At 62.8% G+C, this 392-nt stretch carries 1 protein-coding gene; it reads right to left on the bottom strand.

Annotation, left to right across the window (positions count from 1 at the left end; translation table 11 throughout):
* Positions 1-379: DUF4191 family protein (locus D7Y13_RS44605; protein ID WP_120631175.1), on the bottom strand; the 379-nt coding region annotated here is incomplete at its 3' end.
* Positions 380-392: the final 13 nt, after the last annotated feature.

Genomic DNA, 392 nt, shown 5'->3' with positions numbered 1-392 from the left:
GCTTCAGGGTGCCGAGGGCTGCGCCGGACGCGCCGGGCTGGTTCTCGATCTGGGCGAACGCGGCGCGCTCGGCGCGGCGCGAGAGGATCAGTGTGGCAGCGAGGAGACCAAGCGGGATGCCGATGATCAGGCCCGTGATCCAGTTTTCCAGCAGGTAGCCCACCAGGAAGCTGACGGCTACAACGCCAAGGAAGGCCAGGAGCATGAGCCAGACCACCATGGGATCATGGCGGCGCGTCATCTGGAACACTTCGTTGATCTGCTTCAGCCTGCTGGGCTTCTTGACCTTGGCTTCCTTCGGCTTGCGAGAGAAGAGGCCACGCTTCGGAGCGTCTGAGGCTGCCGGAGTCGGTTTGCTGGAATCAGGGGAATTCGCCATAGTGCCTTAATTC

It is taken from the genome of Corallococcus praedator (genome assembly GCF_003612125.1).
Lineage (GTDB): Bacteria > Myxococcota > Myxococcia > Myxococcales > Myxococcaceae > Corallococcus > Corallococcus praedator.
This window is presented reverse-complemented; position numbering and strand designations above follow the sequence as displayed.